15 protein-coding genes are annotated in these 17618 nt (G+C 62.2%); 7 read left to right on the top strand and 8 right to left on the bottom strand.

Annotation, left to right across the window (positions count from 1 at the left end):
* Positions 1-66: 66 nt before the first annotated feature.
* The gene (locus VGM61_RS02755; protein ID WP_331521182.1) at positions 67-3150 is read left to right on the top strand and encodes a TonB-dependent receptor; all 3084 of its coding nucleotides are present in this window, start codon (positions 67-69) and stop codon (positions 3148-3150) included.
* Between the two features lie 210 nt (positions 3151-3360).
* On the opposite strand, the gene VGM61_RS02750 is transcribed toward VGM61_RS02755, so the two are convergent.
* Both VGM61_RS02750 and VGM61_RS02745 read right to left on the bottom strand, forming a co-directional pair.
* The gene (locus VGM61_RS02750) at positions 3361-4944 is read right to left on the bottom strand and encodes a hypothetical protein (RefSeq protein ID WP_331521181.1); all 1584 of its coding nucleotides are present in this window, start codon (positions 4942-4944) and stop codon (positions 3361-3363) included.
* Between the two features lie 118 nt (positions 4945-5062).
* Positions 5063-5734 (bottom strand): hypothetical protein, encoded by a 672-nt coding sequence (locus VGM61_RS02745; RefSeq protein WP_331521180.1) that lies wholly within the window; start codon positions 5732-5734, stop codon positions 5063-5065.
* Between the two features lie 211 nt (positions 5735-5945).
* Between VGM61_RS02745 and VGM61_RS02740 the strand changes: the two genes are divergently transcribed.
* Positions 5946-6068 (top strand): hypothetical protein, encoded by a 123-nt coding sequence (locus VGM61_RS02740; protein ID WP_331521179.1) that lies wholly within the window; start codon positions 5946-5948, stop codon positions 6066-6068.
* 223 nt (positions 6069-6291) lie between these two features.
* Here the strand turns inward: VGM61_RS02740 and VGM61_RS02735 are convergent, their stop codons facing one another.
* From VGM61_RS02735 to VGM61_RS02725, 3 genes are all read right to left on the bottom strand, one after another.
* On the bottom strand, positions 6292-6888 hold the full coding sequence (locus VGM61_RS02735; RefSeq protein ID WP_331521178.1) for a hypothetical protein: 597 nt from the start codon (positions 6886-6888) through the stop codon (positions 6292-6294).
* 160 nt (positions 6889-7048) lie between these two features.
* The gene (locus VGM61_RS02730) at positions 7049-7975 is read right to left on the bottom strand and encodes a hypothetical protein (protein WP_331521177.1); all 927 of its coding nucleotides are present in this window, start codon (positions 7973-7975) and stop codon (positions 7049-7051) included.
* Positions 7976-8051: 76 nt separating this feature from the next.
* Positions 8052-8843 carry an AMP nucleosidase gene (locus VGM61_RS02725; protein ID WP_331521176.1) on the bottom strand — a complete coding sequence of 264 codons (792 nt, stop codon included), beginning with the start codon at positions 8841-8843 and terminating at the stop codon, positions 8052-8054.
* 202 nt (positions 8844-9045) lie between these two features.
* Here VGM61_RS02725 and VGM61_RS02720 point away from each other — a divergent pair, with 202 nt between their 5' ends.
* A complete protein-coding gene (locus tag VGM61_RS02720) occupies positions 9046-9990 on the top strand; it encodes a DegV family protein (protein WP_331521175.1) in 945 nt (314 codons plus the stop codon).
* On the top strand, positions 9990-10631 hold the full coding sequence (locus tag VGM61_RS02715) for a DUF4124 domain-containing protein (RefSeq protein ID WP_331521174.1): 642 nt from the start codon (positions 9990-9992) through the stop codon (positions 10629-10631). The genes VGM61_RS02720 and VGM61_RS02715 overlap by 1 nt, the downstream gene beginning before the upstream one ends.
* Positions 10632-10664: 33 nt before the next feature.
* Here VGM61_RS02715 and VGM61_RS02710 read toward each other — a convergent pair whose 3' ends face one another.
* Positions 10665-11447, bottom strand: a complete 783-nt coding sequence (locus VGM61_RS02710) for an SDR family oxidoreductase (protein ID WP_331521173.1) — start codon at positions 11445-11447, stop codon at positions 10665-10667.
* Between the two features lie 63 nt (positions 11448-11510).
* Between VGM61_RS02710 and VGM61_RS02705 the strand changes: the two genes are divergently transcribed.
* Both VGM61_RS02705 and VGM61_RS02700 read left to right on the top strand, forming a co-directional pair.
* The gene (locus tag VGM61_RS02705; RefSeq protein ID WP_331521172.1) at positions 11511-12314 is read left to right on the top strand and encodes an ABC transporter ATP-binding protein; all 804 of its coding nucleotides are present in this window, start codon (positions 11511-11513) and stop codon (positions 12312-12314) included.
* Positions 12314-12562 carry a hypothetical protein gene (locus VGM61_RS02700; RefSeq protein ID WP_331521171.1) on the top strand — a complete coding sequence of 83 codons (249 nt, stop codon included), beginning with the start codon at positions 12314-12316 and terminating at the stop codon, positions 12560-12562. Before VGM61_RS02705 ends, VGM61_RS02700 begins: the two co-directional genes overlap by 1 nt.
* Positions 12563-12572: 10 nt before the next feature.
* On the opposite strand, the gene sppA is transcribed toward VGM61_RS02700, so the two are convergent.
* Positions 12573-14522, bottom strand: a complete 1950-nt coding sequence (sppA, locus tag VGM61_RS02695; RefSeq protein ID WP_331521170.1) for a signal peptide peptidase SppA — start codon at positions 14520-14522, stop codon at positions 12573-12575.
* A 52-nt stretch (positions 14523-14574) separates the two neighbouring features.
* Positions 14575-15942, bottom strand: a complete 1368-nt coding sequence (locus VGM61_RS02690) for an MATE family efflux transporter (RefSeq protein WP_331521169.1) — start codon at positions 15940-15942, stop codon at positions 14575-14577.
* Between the two features lie 176 nt (positions 15943-16118).
* Here VGM61_RS02690 and VGM61_RS02685 point away from each other — a divergent pair, with 176 nt between their 5' ends.
* Entirely contained in the window at positions 16119-17297 is a 1179-nt protein-coding gene (locus VGM61_RS02685; protein WP_331521168.1) for a DUF3667 domain-containing protein, read from the top strand.
* Positions 17298-17618: the final 321 nt, after the last annotated feature.

The following is a 17618-nucleotide window of genomic DNA, read 5'->3' as shown; positions in this document are numbered from 1 at the left end:
TGGGGAGACGAACCTCGCTTTTCTGACTGCATGGATGCGTCTTTGTAGTTCTTTGGGAGACTGTCAATGCCTGTCCTTACCAAGCCGGCCCCCCGCTCGGGGTCCGTGCATCGCCTCGCGCGAACCACACTTTCTTGCGCTGTTATTTTCGGCCTTGCCATTACGGCAGGGACTGCCCTGGCCCAGTCCAATGCCACCGGCGTGATCTTCGGTAATGCCGAACCTGGCGACGTGGTGCACATTGAAAGCCCGGATACGGGCGTCCGCCGTGATATTCCGGTGGATTCCAGTGGCCGTTACCGCGCCGCTTCGTTGCCGATCGGTCTCTACAACGTCACCCTGATGAAAGGCGATGCTGTGGTGGACAGCCACAAGGGCGTGCAGACGACGATCAGTTCCGGCACCGAGGTGTCGTTCAACGCCACCTCCTCGGCCAACAGCCAGAATGCCACCACGCTCGGTGCCGTCCAGGTGATCGGGACAGCCCTGCCCACCATTGACGTCAGCTCCGTGGACTCACGCACAGTGCTTACGTCCGAGCAACTGGCCAAGCTGCCTATCGACCGTACTTCGGTGAGCTCCATCGCCCTGCTGGCGCCCGGCACCACGCCGGCGGCGCGTGGCTATGGCAACGCCCTTTCCTTCGGCGGCTCGTCGGCTTCAGAAAACTCTTACTACATCAACGGTTTCCAGGCCACCAACCCGCTGACTGGCGTGAGCTCACGCCAGTTGCCCTATGACGCGATTGACCAGGAACAGGTATTGATCGGCGGCTACGGCGCCGAATATGGCCGCTCCACCGGTGGCGTGATCAACGTGGTGACCAAGCGCGGTACCAACACGTGGAAGGGTGACGTGCAGGTGTTGTGGTCGCCCCAGCAGCTTCAGCAGACGCCGCGCAGCGTGTACCTGAAGGACGGCACCCTTTACCAGACGGGTAATGCCTTCAACCGCATCAACAACAACCAGATCCAGTACTCCGCTTCCATCGGCGGCCCGCTGATCAAGGACAAATTATTCTTCTTCGCCGCAGGCGATTTTATCAAGTCCACCGGCCAGTTCTACGGTGTAAATGGCGCCAACGACTATGAGAACCAAGCCCCCAGCACCACCCGCTGGTTGACCAAGCTGGACTGGAACATCACCGACAGCCACATCCTGGAATTCACCGGGATGGGAGATTCTGAATATACCGATTCGTCGATCTTCGGTTACAACTACACCACTGGCCGGGGTGCCTACCTCGGCAAACAGACCACCAAGAACTACAACGGCACGCAGACCAATGCCACGCCGGGTGGCGTGACCTATATTGGCCACTACACTGGCTACATCACCGATGACCTGACGGTGAACGCCCTGTATGGCAAGACTCGTTCACCTCACGAGCAGGATGTCAGCGGTGCGAGCGGTGGAGTTTGCCCCCCGATTTCCGACACTCGCGTGGCCTTCAAGGGCAATCCGCAGGGCGGTTGTACTGTCGGTTCCACCACCATCGAAGTGCCAGGGGCCAAGGACAGCACGACCGGCTGGGCGATCAACATCGAATACCACATTGGCGATCACGATCTTCGTGGCGGCGTGGACAACTATGTGCTTCGCGCCACGGCCGGTTCCTCGCCGGTGGGCGGTGCGCAGTACATCTATAACGACGTGGGCAATGGTTCGTCGATCCAGCAGCGCCTGACCAATTTGGGCCTGGATCCGGGCCTGTACAACCCAGCGGACTATCCCAATGGCTACTTCGTCGACAAGACAGGCCTTTCGTCCGGCACCACCGCCCGCACCAACCAGCGTTCGCAGTTCATCGAGGACAACTGGCAGATCTCCGATCGCTGGCACGGTTACATCGGCCTGCGCAACGAGCAGTTCACCAACTACAACGGCGTGGGTGAAGCTTACGCCAGCCAGCGCCACCAGCTTGACCCGCGCCTGGGCATTTCGTGGGATGTGGAAGGCGATTCGTCCTTGAAGATCTACGCCAACGCTGGCCGTTACCATCTGGGCCTGCCGACATCCGTGGCCATCCGTGGTGCTGGTCCCTCCACCTTCCCGTCGCAGTACTACTCGTTCACGGGCATCGACCCAACCACGGGTATTCCCACGGGACTGGGTACCGCGAACCCCGCCGCTGGTCTGTACTTCCTGAACGGCGAGAACGGCACGCCGCCCGACGCCAAGGTGGTGTCGGCCCAGCATCTGCATTCCTACTACCAGGATGAATACATCTTCGGTGCAGACAAGCAGCTTCCGGAAAACTGGACGGTGGGCACGAAGTTCATGTATCGCAAGCTGAAGAGCCTGATCGACGATACCTGCGACATCCGTCCGTTTGAAACCTACGGTGCGGAGCATGGCAACCTGGATGTCGTGGAAGCAGGCCTCGCGCGCTCTACCGAATGCTTCCTGTACAACCCCGGCCGCGCCAATACGTTCACGCTGTCGCCGGCCGACGGCCAGTACATCTCCATCCCGCTTAACGCCGTCGAGATCGGTGAGCCGAAGGCCAAGCGTGCCTACTACATGGCCGACTTCTATGCCGAACACCAGTTCAGCGACAAGTGGTACGGCAAGATCGAGTACACCTTCTCGCGCAGCTACGGCAACGCCGAAGGCCAGCTCGACTCGGACATCGTGCAGGCTGACGTGTCCACCACCGAAGCGTGGGACTTCCCAGAAATCATGGAGAACACCAACGGCCGCTTGCCGTCGGACCAGAAGCACCAGCTACGCATTTATGGTGTTTACCAGTTCAACGAAGAGTGGGCTGTGTCGACCAACACGCGCATCGCGTCGGGTTATCCCGTGAACTGCTTCGGCCAGCGTCCGCCCGCCCTGGGCGGCGACCCGTTCGGTTACGGTGCAGCCTACCTTTACTGCAACGGCAAGCCGGCTGCGCGCGGCTCGTACGGCAGCACGCCGTGGACGTATACGGCTAACGTAAGCGCCCTGTGGAAGCCGGCCTTCGCCGACCACAAGCTGGGCCTTTCGATCGACGTCTTCAACATCATCGGCAAGCAGCAGGTCACGCAGTACTTTGAAACGGGTGAGTCCGCCGCCGGCGTGCCCAACCCCAACTTCAAGCGTGCCCGTTCATTCCAGGACCCGCGATATGTGCGCCTGGGCCTCCGTTATGACTTCACGCTGTAAGTACTTTGCATAACTAGAAAAAAGGCGGCTGTTCCCGCAGCCGCCGAAATGCATCTCCCCAGACTGGCCACCGTTTCCCAAGGACGGTGGCCTTTTTTTATCTTGCCGATCAGTGGCGAACGGAGACGGGTGTCCGTTCGTTGGCGCAGTTTCGCTAGGGTCACCCGCTTGCCCAGGGCGTGTAAGGCGGCCTTCCCAGTCAGGGAGCTTTCAACCTGACCTGGACACGGTGGGGAAGTGTTTCAGGTCTCGCATGGCGGCTTCAAGGAAGATGAAAACCTGACTTGCCGGACTCGTCTGAAACTGCTCGTAAGCTGCTGCCTGAAGTGCCTTCGCTTCGCGTCCCCGCGCCGACCCGGTATACCGCTTCGCCACATCAGCTAGGTCTTTAAGCAAGCTGTCCAGGTCTTCTGCATATTCTGCTTCCGTAAGGGATACCGGCTCAGGCGAAAGTTCTGACGGTGTCGGGGCATCGGCCGAACTATTTAAGGCACACATGACCGCGGCATGGGCTTCCGCGACGAGGCCGTTCCCAAAGTGGCTCATCGCGAGGTCCAGAAGTTCAATTGCATTGTGGGCAATCGTATTGTTGCTTCCGCTATCGATGGCACGGTTAAGTTGTCCGAGTGCATCCTTGAACTCCGTCACCGACACATCCTCGTCGGGCGGAAGGAATGGCGGCTGAAGGATTGCTTCAGCGTATGCCTTCGTCCAGGTACTCATGGGCACCACTGCGCCGGGTGAGCCTGGCGGCGATGGAGACAACGACCCCGGGGAATCGCTTTCATAGTCGGAACTGGCATCTGCCGACGATACCTTGTCGTCTACACCCACTCCTTTGTTAACCAATGCAATCGACGCAAGGTCGCTGAAATACCGCTCTAACAGGTTAGGTTTATCCACGCTCGCGTGCATAACTTGATTGGAAACAGTAACAGCTGGACGATTTGAGTCCGGTGATTCCCGGGATGATCCGGGCGATGGCTCGTCTTTCAATAGCCCGGAAGGCGAATATCTCAACATCGACTGCATGAATTCACTCAAGGGTGAACCAGGGCTCCTGGCCTTATCAACCGGACTGTCATGACCCGAATCAGGCGACGTAGGCGGCGTCCAGGATGCTGCAACCGGTGGCATGGAGAATCTCGCAGGGTTGGCGATTTTCTCACCAGCAGGCACGAACGACGTCTGGCAGTCCTGCAACTTGGCTTTGCCCTTCTGCACGATATCTTTAAGGTGATTGTGCGGCCTTGGTGGTTGCGCGCCACGCGGCCCAACGATGTTCGCTTGCTTATGGTTCGAGGCGCTCTGCTGAAGGTTTTCTTTCGGTTCCGCGGCAGTTGGTGGAGCTGGAGACAATGGTTTCCGGATGACCTCAAGTGCGACAACATCAATCGCGCCCAATCCCCGCGGACTATCCGCACGATCGGCTTTGGGTGACGTTACGCCCGCACTTGAGTCCTTGGCCAAGGATTCAAAAAAGGCCAACCGCTCAGCAAACTGCGCTCGACTCTGAGGAGCGTAAATGTCGGTCGATCGCCCGGGCATGGACGGCTTATGACTATCTCCGCATGCGTTCGACGCAGGGCCAACACGCTGGATGAGCGAGGCCGAGGCGCCAGGATTGGACCGATCGATACACACACCGCGCGGGGCATTGGCCACCGCCATAAGGCCTGTCTTGCGCAAGACGAGGCGGCTGATCGTCGCCTTTGTGTCCAGGGGATCGATCCGGCCCACAGGCCGGTCAAACTTTGCGGCCAGCGCGGCCACACTTCCAAATGTCAGGGGCATGGGATACGTCCGTGTAGTAATATTTCTTAATGGCGGGGATTCGCGCATGATTCTCGCGATCGATACCATTGCGTGCTCTGGTAACCTCAGGGCAAGGGGAACTGACTGTTCGGGAGACCTACGTAAGTTGGAACTTCTCCAGCCACCTGGAGACCGACGTCGATGCCTCTCGCACGCTGCGGATGTTCTGCTTCGCGTGGACATAGGCCGCGACGTCGCCATCGCTACGACGCCTGGCGCCTATTTCGCGAAGCAGATCCCTGGAGCGGTCGCCGCGTTCGCTGGACGAGTACAGGATCTGCGCAGACCGAAGCTCCTTGACCAGCTTCTGAAGCTTTTCTCCCGGTACACGTTCCGGCACGGAAAACATCCGTTGCAATGCACTGACTATGCTCGAACCGGCACTCGACGTCGACGTGTGTGGCGTGGTTCCCTTCGTCGCAATCACTACGGCGGGCGCAACCGGATCCGTTCCGACGTCGAAAACGCTATCGTCCTCAATTGATGGAAGCGATGAGTGGCAGTCCGTAGCCTCTGTCCCATTGCAAGTTGAGCTCCGACGCGAAGCAGATTCCAGAGAACCGAATAAGGCATTCGGCCGGGCCGTTGTGCGTCCATAGACTTGGTCGTAACTCAACGGTATCAGGGCAGCCTTGCGCACGTCTGCCATACGTTGCTTGACGTACGAATAAGCCGCCAGGTCGCCTTCGTTATGCCACTTGTCCATAGTTTCGCCATAAAGGACTTCCGCGCGCCTGCCACGTTCGGTCAGCGAGTGGCGAAGCTGCATGTCCGCCAGTTCGCTCGTTGCGACTCGAAGCTTTTCGATCGGTGTTTTACGGGGTGGCATTAAAATGTGCCGAAGCGCGTCGACAATAACTGACCGTTTGCCTGAGTGGGCGTGGATAGCATCCGGTCCGGAAGGTGGACGTGATGCGCGATGCTTTGCAGCCTCACTCCCGTAGCCAACTGGTCCCTCATGAGAGGAAGTTCTGACAGCCATGAATTTGTCGTGCAGCCACGACGCCCTGGATGGGCAGGCTTCGCCGAGTTCGGCAAACGTTGCGGGCAAGCTTGCCGTGCTTACCGCGTCATCGCTGATCGAGCGGCAACGCAGCAGCTGAACAGTGGATTGCTCAACGCCAGCGAGCGACGAGGACACACTGCTTGACCGCCCGAAGATCCGAGCGGATGACTGGGAAGCCCCAGGTTTTTCGGCGATATCACGACGCGTAGGAAAACAGGAGTCCAATGCACTGAAAACAGATCGAAACGGTGATGTCATGACGTAGCCCTCCTTTGGGCTGATTGCTTCCCGCAGGGCCGTACCGCCTTACGACGCGTCATTCAAGCGATGGGCGGTGGCGGCAGCCAAGTGACGATCGCATCGTCGTAGGCACCGAATGAATAGAGCTCCCACGCTACGAGGTCGATCAAGGCAGGGATGCGAAGCTTGTCGGGAATCCTGTGCTTGCACACCCCCTGTTGATCCAGGACGCCGTGGGGTTTGTCGTCACGGCCGGTAACGAGGGCGTTGTAGGAGTATCCCCGTCGGCATTCGTTCGCTTGCAGGATTCGATAGGCCTTGGGTTCCGGACCGCGCGGGACCTCGATTCCGTGCTTCATGATATCCGTGTACTCCGGAGCATCTTTCAGCGCGACGAGTGCTTCGACATGGCGGCCATCGTTGTTCAGCCGCCTCGCCTTGATGATAGCCCGGAGAAAGTCAACGACGATGCCATTGTCTCCCCGGACCTTTCTGAGCGCCGCACTATCCCGTGATCCTTTGGATACGACATTGCGCCTGGCATCCGACCGAACCTGTCGCAATCGTCGAATCGCATGCTCGATAAGACGGGTTAAGCCGTTCCCAAGCATCGCCCGCCGTTCTGACCGCTCCCCTGGCCCGTCGATCGACGGAACGTTTGCCTTGCGAATGTTCACGCCTGATCCCGTGACTTGCTGGACGGACCGCAACCCCATCGTCTGGTTAGCGTTACTGGCGGCCGGCCGGATGGTTTCTTCGAACTGCGCGACAAGCCTGGCTACGCTGGGCAATGAGCAAGTTGCCGATGAGATCATATGAACATCCATGCGCAGCTAATCAAGCAGCGGTCCGTGGTGGCACGGGCGGCAGCAACGTGGCGATCACATCGTTATAGGCGCCGACAAGGTAGAGCTCGGCGGCCACCGACTGCACCAGGCCGCGCGTGCCAAGCACATCGGGATTTTTACGCGCGTATGCTACCTGCTGGCCCAGGACACCGGCTGGTTCAGCATGACCATCCACAAGTGCATGGAAACTTTCGCGCGCCTCGTTCGCGTGCGATAGAGCACGATCGGCCTTCTCCGATCCATGCGCACCGGGTGGGACCCGGAAGTAAGCCATGATTTTCTGGTGATCCGGAGCATCCCGCAGCAAGTCGAGGGCCTCTTTATGGCGGCCCGCTTTGTTGAGCTTCGTGGCGTCAATGATCGCGTCGTAATAAGGCTTCAGTTTGCTGCTATCTACCCGGATTGCATTGAGGAAGGCATCGGACGAACGTTGTTCGCGCTTCACGCCCAAGCTGGCGTCCGACTGCACCTGGAACACCTGCTCACCAGCGCGCTTGATAAGTGCAGTTATGCCGTTCCGCAGGTTCGCTTGCCATCCTTCATGCAATATTTCGGGTCTGGACTTGACGGCGCCGACGGCAGCCGCCGCCACCTTCGTTCCGAAGAAAGTGTTTTTACCCGCGGTAACTATCCTTTCCGCCTGCACATCGTTACTAAGACGACGAACCCCACTGGCGATGTTGAGAATTTTGAGGGTGATACCACGCCTGGCACCTGACTCGTCCTCGCACGCTTTGCGGAGTATCAGTTCCTTGGCGTCGGAATAAGTTGTCTGGCATCCCTTCGTGGCGGCGCCAGCTTGACGCACATTCGTCAACTGCGAGCTAACGTTTGAACCTTGCGACCTGGCTGCAGACCACGCCTGCGGCAGCAGGCGCTGAAGCTGGTGGGCAGCCGAAGAAAATATGGGGTGCATGTCAACATCCATGTCCTAGGATCGAACCTATGTTCCCCCAGACGCGTCCTGCCCGCTTCCACGTTTCGCCTAAACCCTACTCCAGCGAATTCTCATCCTCGAACCGCAGGTGCTTCATGCTCCGCCCATGCCGGCGCACCAGCTTCAACGCCTCGATGCCGATGCGGATATGCCGCTCGACATAGTTGGCGGTGACTGCCGTGTCGCTCTTCTCCGTCTTGATCCCCTCGGGAATCATCGGCTGGTCCGAAACTAGCAGCAGCGCGCCAACGGAGATCGAGTTAGCGAAGCCCGCCGCGAAGATGGTGGCCGTTTCCATGTCCACCGCCATCGATCGGGTACGACGCAGGTATTCCTTGAACGCCTCATCGTGCTCCCACACCCGCCGGTTGGTGGTGTAGACAGTGCCCGTCCAGTAGTCGTGGCCCAGGTCGCGGATCATGGTGGACACCGCGCGCTGCAACTGGAAGGCCGGCAGGGCCGGCACCTCGGGTAGCAGGTAGTCGTTGGAAGTACCCTCGCCGCGGATGGCGGCGATCGGCAGCACCAGGTCGCCGATCGCGTTCTTTTTCTTAAGCCCCCCGCATTTGCCCAGGAACAGCACCGCCTTCGGGCCGATGGCGCTTAGAAGATCCATCACGGTGGCGGCATTGGGGCTGCCCATGCCGAAGTTGATCAGGGTGATGCCGTCGGCCGTGGCGTTGGGCATGGGCCGGTCGCGGCCTTTCACGTCTACCCCGTTCCACTCGGCGAAGCGCTCTACATAGTGTCCGAAGTTGGTAAGGAGGATGTGCTCGCCGAATTCCTCGAGCGGGGTGCCGGTATAACGCGGCAGCCAGTTGCTGACGATCTCTTGCTTGTTCTTCATGTTTTCCAGCTTTTTCTAGCACCGAACCGATCGGCGCTGGCACCGGCGACGCCACGCCGGCAGGAGCCCTATATTTGTCGCAACGAGGATACGCCATGCGTCGGCCCCGCGCGAGGGCTGCCGGCGCATCACGGCGGGCTTTCATGCCCCGGGCGTGCTACCGTTTGCCCGGACGCGCCAGGGCTTTTAGTCGGGGGACATCATGCGAATCGGCGTAGCGATCGATGCGGCCTGCGACCTGCCGCGGGACTTCATCGAAAGGAATAACATCACGGTGCTGCCGATCACCATCAAGGTGGACGGCCAGACCTTCCTGGACGACAGGAACGCCGCCGAAACCCAGCGTTTCATCGACCAGAACATGGGCAGCCGCGCCCACGAGGCGGAAACCGAACCCAGCAGCGTGGAGCACGTGCAGCGGGTGTTCCTGGACAGGATGGTGGTGGATTACGACTGCGTGATCTGCCTCACCATCACCGCCACGCGCAGCCCGATCCACGACAACGTGATCCGCGCCAGCTTCGCGATCCTGAAGCACTACCGCCCTATCCGCGAGGCGTCGGGCAACCGCCAGCCGTTCCTGATGCGCGTGGTGGATACCCGGAATATCTTTGCAGGCGCCGCGGCGCCGGTGGTGGAAGCGGTGCGCATGATCGCCGCGGGCGAATCGCCCCAGCAGATGCGTGAACGGGCGGCGCATATCGCCAACAATGCCTACGGTTATATGCTGCCGCGCGACCTTTACTACCTGCGCGCACGCGCCAAGAAGAAGGGGGACCGCAGTGTCAGCATGTTCAGTGCCATGCTGGGTTCGGCCCTGGACATCAAGCCGCTGCTGCGCTGCTACCGCGGTGAAACAGGCCCGGTGGGCAAGATCCGTGGCTTCGAGCACGGCGCCCAAACGCTCTTCGAATATGCCGCCAAGCGCGTGCAGGCCGGCCTGCTGGTGCCTGCGATGAGCCTTTCCTACGGCGGTGACCTGGACGTGATGCGCAACCTTCCCGGCTACGAGATTTTGCTCAAGGCCTGCGAGGCTGCGGGGGTGGACATGCTGGAAAGCCCGATGAGCATCACCGGCATGGTGAACGTAGGCGAAGGCGCCATGACCATCGGCTTTGCCGCCGAAGAGCACGTGGCGGAGTTCTGATGCGTCTTGCCGGCTTCGTTTTCCTGATGGTGCTGGGCTTGCTGGCGTACGCGCCGGCCAGCCACGCCACGGACATCTACAAATGCACCACCGCCAAAGGTGAGGTCACCTACCAGAACATGCCGTGCCCTCACGGTGCGAAGTCCGAAAAGCGGGTGATCGACGATACCGAGCCGATGACGACGCCGCCCGCGCCGTTGCCGCCGGTGGCGCCGGCTCCCCCTGTCGCAGCGCCGCCAGCTCAATTCAGTACCATGCCTCCGCCCCCACCCGGCATCCCGGTCATGTACGGCTGCGTGCGCGCCACCGACGGCACGCCCTACACCAGCAATGGACCGGGCCAGCCGTACCAGGCGCCAGCTGGCGTGGTCGGCAGTTACGGCAGTTCACTATCGGCCCAGGCTGCCCCCTCGGCCCCGGAAATCAATCGGGTCAAGGTCAACGGCCAGATGATCGGCAACAACTATGTATGGGTACAGGACAGTTGCCACCAGCTTTCGCCGGAAGAAACCTGCAAGGCGTTGCAGGATCAGCTGGACGAAAACGGCGACAAGCTGCGCAAGGCCTTCAAGAGCCAGCAGGCGCCCTTCGAACAGCGCGATGCGGAGCTGCGTGCGCAACTGAAGGGCTGCGCCGCATAACACCCCGGCATGAGCGCCGCAGAGGCTGCGGCTTCAGAAGCCGTAACGCAGGAAGCCACCGTCCACCGCCACCACCTCGCCGGTGATGTAGCTCGCCGCGGGCAGGCACAGGAAAGCCACTGCAGCGGCTACTTCCTCCGGCTCGCCGATGCGGCGCATCGGCGTGTGGTCGAGAACTTCCTCAAGATAATCCGCATCGGCCAGGGCCGGTTCCGAACGCTGGGTGCGGATGTACCAGGGGGCCACGGCATTCACGCGGATGCCATCTTCGGCCCACTCCACGGCAAGGTTCCGGGTGAGCTGGTGCACGGCGGCCTTGGTCATGCCGTAGACCGAGCCCGTGCGCACATGCACCGCGCCCGATACCGAGCCGATGTTCACCACCGCGGCGTTGCCATGCTGCACCAGGTGCGGATACGCCAGGCGGCACATCTCGAAGGCGGAGAACACATTGGTTTCGAAGATGCCGCGATATTCTTCGGGCGAGTAATCCACCGTGGCGGCGGGCACGTTGCCGCCGACGTTGTTGACCAGCAACGACAGCGGGCTGCCGAGGTCGGCGATCCAGTCGAATACGGCCAGGCGGTCTTCCGGGTCGGTGAGGTCCGCGGCCAGCGCCAGCACCGACGCCTGAGGGGCTTCATCGGCAAGTTCGGCACGGACATGATCCAGGTGGATCTCGTCACGGGCCACCAGCAGCAGGTCCGCGCCCAGCGCGGCCAGCTCGCGCGCGCAGGCATAACCAATGCCCTTGCTGGCACCGGTCACCAGCGCCGTCTGGCCGTCCAGCCGCCAGCTTGCCAGCCGTGGATGCATCGTGGGTCTCCCGAAGATGAAGGACAGGCACGCATCGTACAACGGCGCGTTATGCTCGAAGGCATGGACCAACCTACTATCCTGCTCGACATCGACCATGCCACCGTACTCCGCGGAGACCGCGCCCTGCTGGCAGACTTCAGCCTGCGTGTGGCCGACGGCGAGCACACGGCGATCCTCGGCCCCAACGGCTCGGGCAAATCCACCCTGGTGCGGATGATCGAGCGCCGGCTCTATCCCCTTTCGCCCAGTGACGGCAGTGATCCGGTGCGCGTGTTCGGCCGCGCCCGTTGGGACGTCACCGAGCTCCGGCGGCTGATTGGCGTGGTGTCGGCGGAGCTGCGGCGGGATCTGGAGACTGTCGAAGGGCTGCTCGTGCGCGAGGTGGTGCTCTCCGGCTTCTTTGCCTCGCTGGTGCTGGGGCTGGATCACCATGTGACCCAGGACATGCTCGAAGCCGCCAACCGGGCGCTCGAACGCGTAGGGATGCTGGCGCTGGCCGACCGCGAAGTGGCCACGTTGTCCACCGGCGAGGCACGCCGCGTGCTGATCGCCCGCGCGCTGGTGTACCAGCCGCGCGCCCTGCTGCTGGACGAACCCTGCACCGGGCTCGACCTTTCCGCGCGACGGGAATTCCTCGATCACCTGCGCGAACTGGCCCGCGGCGGCACCACCCTGGTGGTGGTCACCCACCACATCGAGGAAATCATCCCCGAGATCGGCCGCGTGGTGATGATCCGCGATGGCAAGGTGTTCGCCGATGGCCCGAAGAGCGGGATCCTGGGCGGTGATGCGTTGTCACGCCTGTTCGACATGCCGCTGCGCGTGCAGCGGAACGATGCATGGTATTCAGCGAGGGTAGCTTGATGAAGTCCACACGATCATGGCTTGCATGCGCCACGGCAACCGCTGCGCTGCTGGCCGTCGGCTGTTCCCATCCCCCACCGCCCGATCCGAACGCGCCGCCGGCACCGCAGGCGGCGCAGTCAACGGCCAAGCCCTATAACCCGCTTGACCCGATGCTCAAGACACGCGACCGTGCCCGCGCGGTACAGGCCACCGTGGACCAGCAACACGCAGCGCAGGACGCGGCGGTGGAAGACCAGTCGAAATAACGGCGGTTGCCTACTGCGGTGAGCAGAAGCAGTAGGCGTAGATGTTCGGGCGACCTGCCTGTGCGTGCTCCAGCAGCTTGAGCTCAGGAATGCGCTCGTCGATAGTCGAGAGCCACTTCGGCAGGCCCAGGCCCCAGGAACGCCCGATCGATACCGCGGCGCTGTCGTTCATGCTGACAACGGCGCGGCCGAACGTACCGAGGTCCGTTTCGATGTAACGGGTGGGTGCGTCCTTGTCGAGCTTCGCTTCGCTGCGCGCCAGGGCAATGGCATCGTTAAGGCCACCGAGCTTGTCCACCAGCCCGCGGTCGCGCGCCTGCGCGCCGGTCCACACGCGACCCTGGGCGATGGCATCGATGCTGGCGAAATCCTTGCCGCGCGCCGCGGCCACGCCGCCGACGAAATCACGGTAACCCTTGTCGATGATCGACTGCACCACCAGGCCGATCTTTGGATCCAGCGGCCGGGTGATGTCGAAGGAGCCGGCCAGCGGGCCTACGGCCACGCCATCTGAATGCACGCCGATCTTGTCCAGCGCGTTGGGCACGGTATAGAACATGCCGAAGATGCCGATGGAGCCGGTAATGGTGTTGGGTTCGGCGAGGATCGCGTTGGCGTTCATCGAGATCCAGTAACCGCCGCTGGCGGCAACATCGCCCATCGACACGATCACGGGGATGCCGGCCTCGCGCGTCTGCGCCACTTCGCGGCGGATCTGCTCGGCGGCGTACACCTCGCCACCGGGAGAATCCACCCGCAGCACGAGTGCTGCGGTTTTCTTGTCCTGGCGCGCCTTGCGGATGAGGGCGGCGGTGGATTCGCCACCGATCTGGCCCTGTGGTTGCTTGCCGCTGACGATCTCGCCTTCGGCCACCACCACCGCCACACCGGGCTTGCTGTTGAACGCGCTGACCGAGGCGATCTGTGCGTTGTAGCGCTCGAGCGAAACACTGCGCACGCCTTCGCCGTTCTTGCCCGCCGGCACGCCGTCCTTGCGCAGGCCGTCGATCAGTTCTTCCTCGGTGGCCAGGCCATCGACCAAGTGCTGGTCCAGCGCCAGTTGGGCGATGTTGCCGCGCGCCGATGCGATCAGCTGGGGCATGTTGTCGATCGAGGCACGAAGCTTGGCCGGATCGATCTTGCGCGCCGCGGCCACTTCGGCAAGCCATGTGTCCCACAGGCCGCCCAGGTAGAACGTGTCGGCGGCCTTCGACTCCGGCGAGGCGTGGTCCAGGATGAAGGGCTCGGCGGCCGACTTGAACTGGCCTACGCGGAACAGGTGGACGTCCACGCCGATCTTGTCCAGCAGGTCTTTATAGAACAACCGGTAGTTGGCAAGGCCCGTGGGCAACACACTGCCCTGCGGATCGAGCAGGATTTTCGAGGCATGCGCCGAGAGGTAGTACTGGCCCTGGTCGAGATTGGCGGCCCAGGCGATCACGGGCTTGCCGGTGGCGCGGAAGCGGTCGATCGCCGCGCCCACTTCGCGCAATGCGGCGAAGCCACCTGCCTGCATGTCGTCCACATCCAGCACGATGCGCGAGATGCGCGCATCGGTGGCCGCGTTATCGATGGCACCGACCAGGTCGCGTACCTGCACCTGTTTGGCCTTGTTGCCCGACAGGCGCGAGAGGGCCACGCCGATGGGATCGCTGTACTGCTCCACCAGCCGACCTTCAGGCCGGATCAACAGCACGCTGTCGTTCTTGACCATGCGCAGTTCGCGGCTGCCGAGGGCACCGAGGAAAACGAACAGCAGCACGATGAACAACACGCCGAAGAACAGCAGGTTCAATATCACCAGGCGGGTGATATTGATGCCGCGGCCAAAGCCTTTCAGGAAAGCCCAGAATCCGCTCGGGCGGCGCGCAGGTACAGCCGCCTGCACCCGCACCGGGGCCGGCCCGGGCACGGGCGGTGGTGGCGGCGGTGGGTAGGCAGGTGGCAGCTGGTCGCTCATGCAAAAAATCCGGTGGGTTCGGTGCTGAGCGTAGCCGTTCCCGCGGGGGCGGTCACGTGGCGGAAGTCCAGCTGGCACGCCGCGCCACCCGGTAGAAGCGAGTGAACAGCAAGGCCGCCGCCGCGGTAAGCCCGGCGATCAGGCCGATCCACATACCCGGGGCGCCCAGGCCCATCGGAAAGCCCAGGTACCAGCCCACCGGCATGCCGATCATCCAGTAGGCCACCAGGGTGATGGCCATCGGCACCCGGGTGTCCTTGAGGCCCCGGAGCGCACTGTTGGAAGCCACTTGGATGCCGTCGGAAAACTGGAACATGCCGGCATAAAGCAACAGCTGCGCCGCCACCGCGATCACGGCTGGATTATTTGAATAAATCGCCGCGATACCGTGGGGAACGCCCAGCATCAGGGCCACCGCCACCAATTGCACCGCGATCACCAGGCCGATGCCGCAGAAACCTGCGTAACGCACGCCGGCCGCATCGTTGCGGCCTACCGCATTACCCACGCGCACGGTGATCGCCATGGACAGGCCCAGCGGCACCATGAACGACATCGAGGCCACGTTCAGCGCGATCTGGTGGCTTGCGGTGACCGTTTCGCCCAGCCGACCGATCAGCAGCGCCACGGCCACGAACATGCCCGCTTCCATCAACAGGGTGATGGCCATCGGCACGCCGATGTGCAGCAGCGGGGCGATCTTCGACCAGTTGGGCAAGGCCAGGCGCTGGCGCAGGTTGATATCGCGATAGGCGCGATGCTTGAGCACGTAGATGCCGAAACCGATCATCTCCACCCAGATCGCCACCGCGGTGGCGATACCGGTGCCGCGGGCGCCCATCGGCGGGAAGCCGAGCTTGCCATACACCAGCACGTAGCCCAGCGGCGCCAGCACGAACAGGCCGCCGATACTGAAGAACATCGATGGCAAGGGCATCGATAGCCCTTCGGACAGGCCGCGCAGGGCGAAGTAGGTGGTCAGTGCCGGCGCCGCCCAGCTGATCGCATGCAGGAACGCCTGCACATCGTCGTGCAACGAGGGCACCACACCGAAGGCGGTCATCAGTGGCGCGGCGTTGCGCGCGGCGAACCACAGCGCCGCCCCCAGGATCCAGGCGATCCACAGCGCCTGGTGGAAGATCGCGCCGATCTCGCCGCGCCGCTGGGCGCCATCGAGCTGCGACACGGTGGGCGGCACCGACATCATGGTGCCCAGGGCCAGCACCAGGGCCAGCACCCAGATGCTGGTGCCGGTGACCACCGCCGCCTGCACGTGCGCGCTGAAGTGTCCGGCCAGGATGGCGTCTATCGCGTTGGGCGCCATCGCCGACAGCTGCGCGACGATCAACGGCAGGGCCAGGCGCACCGTCGCCCCGGCTTCGCGGCGGACGCGGGCGCGATCGATGGTGTGAACGGCCATGACAGGGAGGGATCGACAACGTGGCCGGCCATTGTACGGGCGATGCCGTGACTAAGGTCAGGGCAGATAGTCACCCCCTGCGTGCCGAAAGCAGGGGTGCCCTATGGCGCGAGCCGGTGGAGTACCGGCTGTGCGATCATTCGCGCCGCTAACGCTTTCGTCCCGGGGAGGGAACGATGTCCAGCACCGAGCTAACGCCAGTAGCGCCGGAAACCGAACCGGCGACAGCACCGGCGTTGCATTGCGCCAACTGCCAGGCGCCCCTGCAGGGCCCGTTCTGCCATGCGTGCGGTCAGTCGGTGAAGAGCGTGCTGCGGCCGATCCATTCGATGGTGGAAGACACGCTGGACATGATCTTCCATGTCGACGAGCGCATCGTGCACACCTTGCCGCCGCTTTTCCTCAAGCCGGGCTTCCTTACCCTGGAATATTTCGCCGGGCGCCGCGTGCGTTACGTGCAGCCATTCCGCCTGATGTTCGTGTTCTGCCTGCTGGCGTTCTTCGCCGTGCACCTGGCGATCGGCTTCGGACGAAGCGAAAGCGCCGGACCCAATGCCCAAGGCACGCATATCACCACCAAATGGTACGGCGGCGACGCGGGAGAGTTTGCCCGCGATACCAGCGAGGACGCCGTGCAGAAGCGCCTGGATACTGTCCAGGGCGCGATCGATGCCGCCCGCCATAAGCCCGGTGCAGATACCGCCGCACTGGATGCCGAGGCGACGGAGCGAGTGCACGAGGCCAATCGCCGCATGGCCGAGCTGAACGCCTTCGAGCACAACCACCCGGACGAACGGATCGACCCCAACCATCCTGACGTGGTCAGCCGATTCCATATCAGCTGGCTGCCCAACCTGGTGAACATCCGCCTGGACCAGGGCCTGGCACGGGTGAAGGCCAACCTGGCCGCCATGAAGGATGGCGATGCCGATGCCAAGGAACGGTTCATCACGGGCCTTTTCAGCGTGCTTCCGCAGACCATGCTGGTGCTGCTGCCGATCTTCGCGTTGCTGTTGAAGATCGTCTATATCTTCCGGCGGCGCCTGTACATGGAACACATGATCGTGTCCCTGCACAGCCACGCCTTCCTGTTCCTGTCGGTGCTGCTGGTGGCCCTGCTCTCGATGCTTGGCAATGCGCTCAAGCCCCACGCGCACTGGGCCTACACCGGCATTGGCTGGCTGCAGTTCGCCCTGTTCGCGTGGATGCCGGTGTACCTGCTGCTGACCCAGAAACGGGTGTACCGGCAGGGCTGGTTCAAAACCCTCCTGAAGTACTTTTTCGCTGGTTTCTGGTACGCCTGGATGCTGTTCTGGGCCCTGCTGATAGCCGCCGCCATCAGCCTTTCGCATTAGGGCAGAGAGGGTTTTACACAGACGCCCGGGCACGTCAACACACGTGACGGAACGGTGACCAGAACATGAACACTGCAGGTCAGGATTTTGCAGTCTCTTGATTCAAAAGCGTTTTTTTGGGTGGTCAAAATGTAATCAGGGTGTACAACCGGGCCCCGCGCCGAGCAAAAAGTGCTTATGGCCGACATCCATCCACAGACTTATCCACAGACATTGTGGATAAGGTTGAAACCCCCGAACCCATAGTGACTTAGCGATGACATCTCGATGACGGTGATCAATCGCTGCCCAAGGTGATGATCCAGACCGGGAAGCCCCCGC

Source organism: Pinirhizobacter sp. (assembly GCF_036499745.1).
GTDB lineage: Bacteria > Pseudomonadota > Gammaproteobacteria > Xanthomonadales > Rhodanobacteraceae > Pinirhizobacter.
This window is presented reverse-complemented; position numbering and strand designations above follow the sequence as displayed.